The 8,064-nt window shown below is 66.7% G+C and carries 8 protein-coding genes and 2 pseudogenes; 3 read left to right on the top strand and 7 right to left on the bottom strand.

Annotated elements, in window-relative coordinates; genetic code table 11:
• Positions 1-146: 146 nt before the first annotated feature.
• The 5 genes and pseudogenes from ABJK26_RS05700 to purE all read right to left on the bottom strand — a co-directional run bounded on the left by ABJK26_RS05700 (position 147) and on the right by purE (position 4,868).
• On the bottom strand, positions 147-1,607 hold the full coding sequence (locus ABJK26_RS05700) for an ATP-binding protein (protein WP_347241307.1): 1,461 nt from the start codon (positions 1,605-1,607) through the stop codon (positions 147-149).
• Positions 1,608-1,731: 124 nt separating this feature from the next.
• A pseudogene (locus tag ABJK26_RS05695) lies at positions 1,732-1,926 on the bottom strand (transposase); the annotation flags it as partial.
• A 168-nt stretch (positions 1,927-2,094) separates the two neighbouring features.
• Entirely contained in the window at positions 2,095-3,231 is a 1,137-nt protein-coding gene (locus ABJK26_RS05690) for a phenylacetate--CoA ligase family protein (protein ID WP_347241306.1), read from the bottom strand.
• Positions 3,232-3,282: 51 nt separating this feature from the next.
• Complete coding sequence (locus ABJK26_RS05685) at positions 3,283-4,377, bottom strand: 5-(carboxyamino)imidazole ribonucleotide synthase (RefSeq protein ID WP_347241305.1); 1,095 nt, start codon at positions 4,375-4,377, stop codon at positions 3,283-3,285.
• Entirely contained in the window at positions 4,374-4,868 is a 495-nt protein-coding gene (gene purE / locus ABJK26_RS05680; RefSeq protein WP_347241303.1) for a 5-(carboxyamino)imidazole ribonucleotide mutase, read from the bottom strand. Before purE ends, ABJK26_RS05685 begins: the two co-directional genes overlap by 4 nt.
• Before the next feature lie 46 nt (positions 4,869-4,914).
• Here purE and ABJK26_RS05675 point away from each other — a divergent pair, with 46 nt between their 5' ends.
• Entirely contained in the window at positions 4,915-5,871 is a 957-nt protein-coding gene (locus tag ABJK26_RS05675; protein WP_347241302.1) for a sodium-dependent bicarbonate transport family permease, read from the top strand.
• A 2-nt stretch (positions 5,872-5,873) separates the two neighbouring features.
• A complete protein-coding gene (locus ABJK26_RS05670; RefSeq protein ID WP_347241301.1) occupies positions 5,874-6,176 on the top strand; it encodes a transcriptional regulator in 303 nt (100 codons plus the stop codon).
• A gap of 61 nt (positions 6,177-6,237) precedes the next feature.
• Here the strand turns inward: ABJK26_RS05670 and ABJK26_RS05665 are convergent, their stop codons facing one another.
• Together ABJK26_RS05665 and ABJK26_RS05660 are read right to left on the bottom strand one after the other, a co-directional pair.
• Entirely contained in the window at positions 6,238-6,774 is a 537-nt protein-coding gene (locus ABJK26_RS05665) for a VTT domain-containing protein (RefSeq protein ID WP_347241300.1), read from the bottom strand.
• Positions 6,771-7,462: pseudogene (locus ABJK26_RS05660) on the bottom strand (hypothetical protein). The gene ABJK26_RS05665 and the pseudogene ABJK26_RS05660 overlap by 4 nt, the downstream one beginning before the upstream one ends.
• A 199-nt stretch (positions 7,463-7,661) precedes the next feature.
• Here ABJK26_RS05660 and ABJK26_RS05655 point away from each other — a divergent pair.
• The gene (locus ABJK26_RS05655; RefSeq protein ID WP_347241299.1) at positions 7,662-8,015 is read left to right on the top strand and encodes a metal-sulfur cluster assembly factor; all 354 of its coding nucleotides are present in this window, start codon (positions 7,662-7,664) and stop codon (positions 8,013-8,015) included.
• The last annotated feature ends 49 nt before the right edge of the window (positions 8,016-8,064 follow it).

The raw sequence follows: 8,064 nt of genomic DNA, 5'->3' as shown, positions 1-8,064 counted from the left end.
TTCAAGTGGTCCCCAAGCATACTTATGCCCGCGGTGAATAAGTGCAAGTTTTGAGTTAGAGAAACGGGGGGAGCGCGAGGGGGCAGTAATCCCCCCGATTCATCGGGGGGTTGAACTCTTCCCATGCCTGAGAACCGCCCCTAGACCTAGGAGGAAAAGAATCGCTTGCTGCCCCGACCCACTATCTGCACTTCTCGCAGGAGGTCATCCGTGGTGAGGGAAGTGCGGCCCTCCGTAAAAGCCCGCTTGGTGGCCCGGGCCACCACCGTTTGCAGGTCGCGCCCCGAGAAGCCAGTAGTAGCCTCAGCTACAGCCTCCAGGTCGACTCCCTCGGCCTTCTCTTTGAGGAGAAGGCTCAGGATACGCGCCCGTTCCTTGGGGCCAGGCAAGGGAATGGTGAGGATGGTTCCGATCCGGGAAAGCACGGCAGGATCTATGGCCTCAGGGTGATTGGAGGCCCCGATCAGGATGACAGGTGCCCTTTCGTCCAGTTGCATGATCCCGTCTAGCTCTTGGAGGAGCTGGCCCACGGCGTGGTCTACCTCGTTGTGCCCTCCGCGCCTTGGAGCTACGGCATCCAGCTCGTCCAGGAAGAGAACGGCCGGAGCTAGCCCCCTGGCCTTTTGGAAGAGCCGACGTATCTTTTGGGCGCTTTCGCCAAGCCACTTCGAGCGAAGCTCCCCAGGAGTGGCGGCGATGAAATTTAGCCCTGAGTGCTTTGCGATGAAGCGAGCGATGGAAGTTTTGCCCGTACCGGGGGGACCCACGAGCAAGATTCCCCTCGGGGGCTTCACTCCGAAGTGCTTGGCGTACGCCCGGTAGTGCCTCAGGAGGAGGATCAGGTCCACCACCTCCTCTTCGGCTTCGGGGGGCAGGACCACTTCTCGCCTAAGAGCAAGAAGGAGTTCTGGCTTTTCGTTGGGAGAGGGGGTCTTGTCGGCCATATTGGCCAGGTAGGAAACCTCTCCTTGCTTTACAACGCTGAACTCCTCTCCGCTTTCCCCGGCCATCTCCTGGCTACCGCCAGAACGTCCTTGCTGGGAAGAAGCGGAAACCTCCTCGAGGCGGTATTTTATCGCCCCTACCCACCCGTAAAGAGCGGCAAGGTGCATCAAGGAAAGGAAGGAGAAACCGTAGACGTAGCCAGGGTGTTCCATGAGGCGGTAAAACCAGCCCAAGAGGTCGGGGTACCAGTAGTAAGGGGCGTAGGCGTAGTGCCCCCATAGGAAGGCCCAGAGGATTCCGCCGACTCCCCGGCTCAGGAGGTTGAGTTTGCGGAAAAAGTGAGCCTTATGGAAGGCCAACTTTTGCGGATCGTTGTTCTCATCGTAAGCTTGAACCCAAAAGGCTACGAACCCTCCCAACCAGAACGCCCAAGGGAAGTAGGTTGGATCCTTGACGATCCCAAAACCCAGGCCCAATACATAGAGGGCGATGGGAAAGAGGACGAAGCTCCCAAGGGCGTTCATGGGGCCAGCCACCAAGGTCCACAGGTCGAAGAAGGTCTTGCCCCAGCCCCTGAAGAAGAAGTCGTAGAGGGGGCGGGCTAGGGGCCAGGGGTCCTTGCGGTAGTAGGGTATCCAGACTAAGGGCGCAGAGGGGTTCATTGCTTGGCAACCTCCTCCTTAAGCTTACTCAAAACTTGCACCTCCCGCATATCCTGCATAAGCACGCGCTCCGTGCTCCCCCACCCGGGGGCCCCTGGCCCAAGGCATGGAGCTCCCGAAGGACCAGGCGGATGAGGGCGCGGGTGGGCCAGGGGTAGCGGTTGAGGAAGCGGGAGAGGGCGGAGGGGGACTTGGTCTTGCCCTGCTGGGGTCTGGCCTTGCCGTGGCCGGTGAGCAGGGCCTTCAAGGATTCCCGTAGGTGGGGGGTTGGCATGAGGGCCAGGAGGGTCCAAAGTAGGGATAGGGCTGCTGGACTCATGGCACCCCTCATGAGAGGGGAAACCGGCGGCCCTCTTCAAGTGGTCCCCAAGCATACTTATGCCCGCGGCGAATAAGTGCAAGTTTTGAGTCTGGGCATGCTACGCTTGTTGGTGAAGCGGCTGGCCAGGGCCGCGTAGCTGGCCGTGGAGAGCTTTTACGACAGCCTCTAGAACCTGCGGTCCACCACCAGGTCCCCTTCCAGGGCCTCCACCAGCTCGGCCTCGTCCACCCTGAGGCCCGTGGCCTTCTGGATGGCCTCAAAGAGGCCGGGGGGGACCTTGTCCGCCTTAAGGCGCAGGACCAGCTTGTCCGTGCCTTCCAGCTTCCTCTCCACCACCACCTGGAAGCCCTTCGGGTCCAGGCCGAAGCCCGCCAGGAGGGGGGCGAGCTCCGTGGGGTAGAGCTTGACCCCCTTCACCTTCACCATCTGGTCCGTGCGGCCGAAGACCCCCCGGGGAAGCACCGTGAGGCCCTCCCGCCTTTCGGCGATGGCCAGGTCCCCGGTGCGGAAGCGCAGCATGGGCATGAGGGTGCGGCTTAGGGCGGTGACCACGAGCTCCCCCTTTTCCCCGTCCGCCACGGGGCTCAGGGTCTCGGGATCCAGCACTTCCAAAACGGCCATCTCCGGGATCTCCCAAAGCCCGTCCTTCTCCATCCGCTCCCCGGCCACGATGCCGAGCTCGCTGGTCCCGTAAGCGTCCAGGGCGGTGCCGCCCAGGAGGGCCTCCACCTTCTCCCTAAAGCCGGGCACGGAGGTGAAGGGCTCCCCCCCGGCCAAAAGAAGGGGGAAGCGCCCCCCCGCCTGCCCCACCTTTAGGGCGAAGGAGGGGTTGGTCACCAGGACGTCAAACCCGTAGGTCCGCCCGATCTCGGCGATGCGGGCCGCCTCCCCGGGCCCGTGGGGGAGGACCAGGTTCCCCGCCCGCCAGAGGGCCTGGTGGAAGAGCCACCCCCCGGCATAGACGTGGTAGCTGAAGGCCACGAGCACCTTCTTGCCCACGACGCCGAGCCTTTTGTAGTGCTCCGCCAGGGCCTCGGCCTGGTAGCGGAGGTCCTCCTGGGAGAGGTACTCGGGCATCCATCCTAGGGCGGGGCTTGGGGTGAGGTGCATGAGGCTCGCCCCTTCGGGGGGCCTGGGGTTTTCCCTAAGGAAGGCCACCCACTCCTCCCGGGTGGTGAGGGGGAGGGAAGGGAGGTCCTTTAGGGTGAGCTTTTCCGGGTCTATTCCCCGGAGCTTTTCCGCGTAGACGGGGTGGGCTTTGGCCTTCCGAACCACTTCCCTTAGCCTGGCCGCGCGGTCCATGCCTTACCTCCTTAGGTGTCAGGATTATACCCTGGATGCGCCCCAGCCGGGCTAGAGGCGGTCCCCAAGTAGGGAGGCGAGCTGGGCTAGCCCTTCCCCCAAGGCCTCGAGGCCGTCCCGTCTCAGGGTGATGTGCCCCACCTTGCGCCCGGGGCGCACCGCCTTGCCGTACCAGTGGAGGTGGGCCCCCTCCACCCGCAGGACCTCCCCGAAATCGGGCCTCTCCCCGATGAGGTTCACCATGGCGCTGTAGCCCCTTGAAGCGGTGTTCCCCAAGGGGAAGCCCAGGAGGGCCCGGAGGTGGTTTTGGAACTGGCTCGTCTCCGCCCCTTCTATCGTCCAGTGGCCGGAGTTGTGCACCCGGGGGGCCATCTCGTTGAAGAGAAGCTCCTCCTCCACCTGGAAAAACTCCAGGGCGAGGACGCCCACGTAGTCCAGGGCCTCGAGGGCCCTTAGGGCGTAGCCCTCGGCCTTTCGCCTGAGGGCTTCCGAGGCCCCGGGGGCCGGGGCCAGGGAGAGGCGGAGGATCCCCCCCCGGTGGCGGTTTTCCACCAGGGGGTAGAAGGCCACCTCCCCCGTCCGGCTCCGCACGGCGAGAAGGGAGACCTCCCGGTCAAAGGGGACGAAGGCCTCGAGGAGGAGCCCCTGGCCTCCCAGGGCCTTCAGGGCTTCCCGGGCCTCTTCCTCCGTGCGGGCGAGGGCCTGCCCCTTGCCGTCGTAGCCCCCTCGCCTGGTCTTGAGGAGGGCGGGAAGGCCCACCCGCACTAGGCCCTCCTCCAGGTCCGGGGGGCCCTCCACGGGGTGGAAGGGGGGGGTGGGCACGCCGAGGCCCTGCATGAAGGTCTTCTCCCGGAGGCGGTCCTGGGCCACCTCCAGGGCCCGGGGCGGAGGGTAGAGGGGAACCTCTTCCGCCAGGCGCCGGGCCGCCTCCACGGGGACGTTCTCAAACTCGTAGGTGGCGAGGTCAAGCCCCTCGGCGAAGCGCAAGAGGGCCCCTTCCTCCAGGAACTCCCCCACCACGAGGGGCCCCACCTGCCCGGCGCAGGCCTCGGGGGAAGGGTCCAAAAAGCGGAAGGAAAGCCCCAAGGGGTAGCCCGCCAGGGCCAGCATCCGCCCAAGCTGCCCTCCGCCCAAGATCCCGATCACGCCTCCTCCCTCGGGTCGGGATGGGCGAGGACGGCCTCGGTCTGGGCCTTGCGGTAGGCCTCGAGGCGCTCCCTCACCTCGGGGTATTTGAGGCCCAGGATGCTCGCGGCGAGCAAAGCGGCGTTCACCGCCCCCGCCCGGCCGATGGCCAGGGTGCCCACGGGGACCCCCGCGGGCATCTGGACGATGGAGAGGAGGGAGTCCAGCCCCTTTAGGGCCCGGCTTTCCACCGGAACCCCGAGGACGGGCAAGGCGGTGTGGGCCGCGGTCATCCCCGGGAGGTGGGCCGCCCCCCCGGCCCCGGCGATGATCACCTGGAGCCCCCTCTCTTCGGCGGTCTTGGCGTACTCCGCCATGAGGTCCGGGGTGCGGTGGGCGGAGACGACGCGCACCTCGTAGGGGATGCCCAGGGCCTCGAGGGTCTCCGCCGCGTGGCGCATGGTCTCCCAGTCGGAGCGGGAGCCCATGATGAGGCCTACCAACGGCGCCATCGTACCGGATTGTAAAAGCCCCTCCTGGGGTTGTAAAGGTAGGGGGATGGATACCTTGGAGCTCCTTCGCCTAAACCTCTTTTCCCCCATGGTCCTGGCCTTCTTCCTGGGGGCCCTAGCCCGGTGGCTCAAGAGCGATCTCGCCTTTCCCGAGGCCCTCTACACCGCCCTTTCCATCTACCTCCTCTTCGCCATCGGCTTTAAGGGCGGGGCGGAGCTTTCCCGCACGCCTCTGGCCCTGGTGCTCCTTCCCGCCCTCTTCACCCTGGCCCTCGGGCTTTTCCGGCCCTTCCCCGCCTACCTCCTCGCCCGGCGGTTCCTCAGGGTGGGCCGGGAGGACGCCGCCGCCCTCGCGGCCCACTACGGCTCGGTTTCGGCGGTGACCTTTCTCGCCGCCCTCACCTTCGTCCAGGCCATGGGGCGGCCCGCCCCGGGCTTCATGCCCACCCTGGTAGCCCTGTTGGAGGTGCCGGGCATCGTGGTGGCCCTCTCCCTCGCCAAGCGGGGTGGGGGGAGGTTCGGGGAGGCGCTTCGCGAGGTCCTCGCCGGGAAGAGCGTGGTCCTCCTCCTCGGGGGGCTTCTCATCGGCTTCCTTTCCGGGGAGGAGGGGATGAAGAGGGTGAAGGCCTTTTTCGTGGAGCCCTTCCAGGGGGCCCTCACCCTCTTCCTCCTGGACCTCGGGATGGTGGCGGCCTCGAGGCTTTCCGTCCTGCGGCAGGTGGGCCTCCGGCTCGTCCTCTTCGGCGTGGGGCTCGCCCTATTCCACGGAATCCTGGGGGTCTACCTGGGCCACCTGGCGGGCCTGGGGGTGGGCGGGGCCGCGGTGCTTGGGGCCATGGCGGCGAGCAGCAGCTACATCGCCGCCCCCGCCGCCGTGAGGATCGCCCTCCCTGAGGCGAACCCCAGTTTGTACCTTTCGGCGAGCCTGGCCGTCACCTTTCCCTTTAACCTGATCCTGGGGATCCCCCTTTACCACGCCCTGGCGGTCCTTTGGGGAGGTTAGGCATGAACCTGGTGCCCTTAAAGCTCGTGACCATCGTGGCGGAAAGCCTCCTGGAGAAGCGGCTCGTGGAGGAGCTGAAGCGCCTCGGGGCCAAGGGCTACACCATCACCCCGGCGAGGGGGGAGGGCTCCCGGGGGCTTAGGAGCGTGGACTGGGAGGGGCAGAACATCCCCTTGGAGACCGTCGTGAGCGAGGAGGTGGCCCTAAAGATTCTGCAAAGGCTTCAGGAGGCTTACTTCCCCCACTACGCCGTCATCGCCTACGTGGAGAACGTCTGGGTGGTGCGCGGGGAGAAGTACGTGTGATCCCGCCCCATGCGGGCTTGCGCCCGCATGGGGGCCCTGGAGAAGGCCTGGGCGGCGGGCCCTACCCGGCGCGGGAGGGGCGCCGGGAGAGGAGAAGCCCCATCCCCCCGAGGAGGAGAAGCCCCAAGAGGATGGTCCAGAGGGGGAGGTGCCGCCCCAGCAGGTAGCCCAAGAGGAAAAGCCCCTGGGTCCAGAGGAGGCTCCCCAGGGCCACAAGGGGGAGGTAGCGGGCCAAGGGGAAGCCCCAGGCGCCGAAAAGGAAGGGCACCAGGGTGCGCACCCCCCCGAGGAAAGGGGCGAGGAGGAGGACCAGGGGACCAAAGCGGAGGGCCAGGCGCTTGCCCTTTTTCCAGAGGTCCTCGGGGAAGCGCCGCCTGAGGGCCTTTCCCCCGTAGCGCCCCAGGGCGTAGCCCAGGAGGTGGCCGAGGAAGCTTCCCAGGAAGAGGAGGGGGAGGAGGGGAAAGGGCCTAAGGCTTCCTTCCGCGGCCCAGGCGCCCAAGGCGAGGAGGAGGGTGTCCCCCCCGGGCACGAAGAGACCTATGGGAAGGCTCGTCTCCAGAAAGAGGGAGAGGGGGGCAAGGAGGAGGAGGGCGTTCATGCGGGGGCGGGCTTGCGGGTGGCCCAGAGGGTGCCCAGGAGGAGGACGGCGAGAATGAGGAGGCTGAAGGCCTCCTTATCCAGCCCCAGGGCGAGCTCGGGGCGGCCTAGGACCTCCTTCATCAGCTTGTCCCACCCGCCCACGGCGAGCTTCGCCCCGGCGAGGCCACCACCAGGTAGGCCAGGTGCTTGAACCGGGGGTAGCGGTCAAGGAGCGTTACCACCAGGCTCGCCAGCATCCTGAGGGCGAGGATCCCCAGGAAGACCCCGGTGTAGATGACCCAGAGCTTCTCGGAGAGGGCCACGGCCACCAGGACCGAGTCCACGGCGAAGGCCAGGTCCATGAGCTCCACCTGGGCCACCACCTTCCAGAACTGGGCCGCGCTCGCCTCCAAGGGCGGGGGGGCGTGGGCCTCTTGGGGGCTTAGGAAGTGCTTCAGGGCGATGTAGAGGAGGTAGGCCGCCCCCAGGGCCTGCACCCACCAGAGCTGGATGACCAGGCTCGCGAAGAGGAGGGCGAGGCCCCGGAGGACATAGGCCCCGAGGATCCCGTAGAAGAGGGCCTTCCGCCTCAAGGCTGGGGGGAGCTTCTGGACGATGACCCCGAGGATGAGGGCGTTGTCCGCCGAGAGGATCACCTCTAGGACGATAAGCGTCAGGATGGCCGCGAGGGCGCCCGTGAGTTCCATGCCTTACCTCCCAAAAGAAAAGGCCACCGCCCAGGCGGTGGTCTTGCCCGGACCCTCCCGGGTCCCCGGCCTCCCGGGGCCCTTGGGCCCGTCCTGACGGGAGGCCGGTTTGGGGCTACTCCCCAACCGGGAAGCAGTATACCCCAAAAGGTGGGCCGGTGGGGGGCGGGGCCTGGGGCCTTTGGCTATACTTGGGCTCATGGACGAGGCGAAGGTCTCCCAGGAGGCGGCCCCGGCCCTGCCCACCAAGGAGCAGGTCCTCGAGGCCCTGAAGGTGGTCTACGACCCGGAGATCCCCGTGAACATCGTGGACCTGGGCCTGGTCTACGACGTGCAGGTCCACGAGAACGGGGTGGTGGACATCACCATGACCCTCACCGCCATCGGCTGCCCCGCCCAGGACGTGGTGAAGGCCGATGCCGAGATGGCGGTGATGCGCCTCCCCGGGGTGCAGGGGGTGAACGTGGAGTTCGTCTGGACCCCGCCCTGGACCCCCGCCAAGATGACCGAGGAGGGGAAGCGCATGATGCGCATGTTCGGCTTCAACGTGTAGGGGGTCATTTTCCCCTGGCGCCCTCCCTTGGGCCGTGGGAGAATGGGCC

Source organism: Thermus sp. (assembly GCF_039793865.1).
Taxonomy (GTDB): Bacteria; Deinococcota; Deinococci; order Deinococcales; family Thermaceae; genus Thermus.
This window is presented reverse-complemented; position numbering and strand designations above follow the sequence as displayed.

Coding starts and splice junctions, on each gene's coding strand:
- ABJK26_RS05700 (WP_347241307.1), bottom strand. CDS start 1,607: ATGAACCCCTCTGCGCCCTTAGTCTGGATACCCTACTACCGCAAGGAC.
- ABJK26_RS05690 (WP_347241306.1), bottom strand. CDS start 3,231: ATGGACCGCGCGGCCAGGCTAAGGGAAGTGGTTCGGAAGGCCAAAGCC.
- purE (WP_347241303.1), bottom strand. CDS start 4,868: ATGGCGCCGTTGGTAGGCCTCATCATGGGCTCCCGCTCCGACTGGGAG.
- ABJK26_RS05675 (WP_347241302.1), top strand. CDS start 4,915: ATGGATACCTTGGAGCTCCTTCGCCTAAACCTCTTTTCCCCCATGGTC.
- ABJK26_RS05670 (WP_347241301.1), top strand. CDS start 5,874: ATGAACCTGGTGCCCTTAAAGCTCGTGACCATCGTGGCGGAAAGCCTC.
- ABJK26_RS05665 (WP_347241300.1), bottom strand. CDS start 6,774: ATGAACGCCCTCCTCCTCCTTGCCCCCCTCTCCCTCTTTCTGGAGACG.
- ABJK26_RS05655 (WP_347241299.1), top strand. CDS start 7,662: ATGGACGAGGCGAAGGTCTCCCAGGAGGCGGCCCCGGCCCTGCCCACC.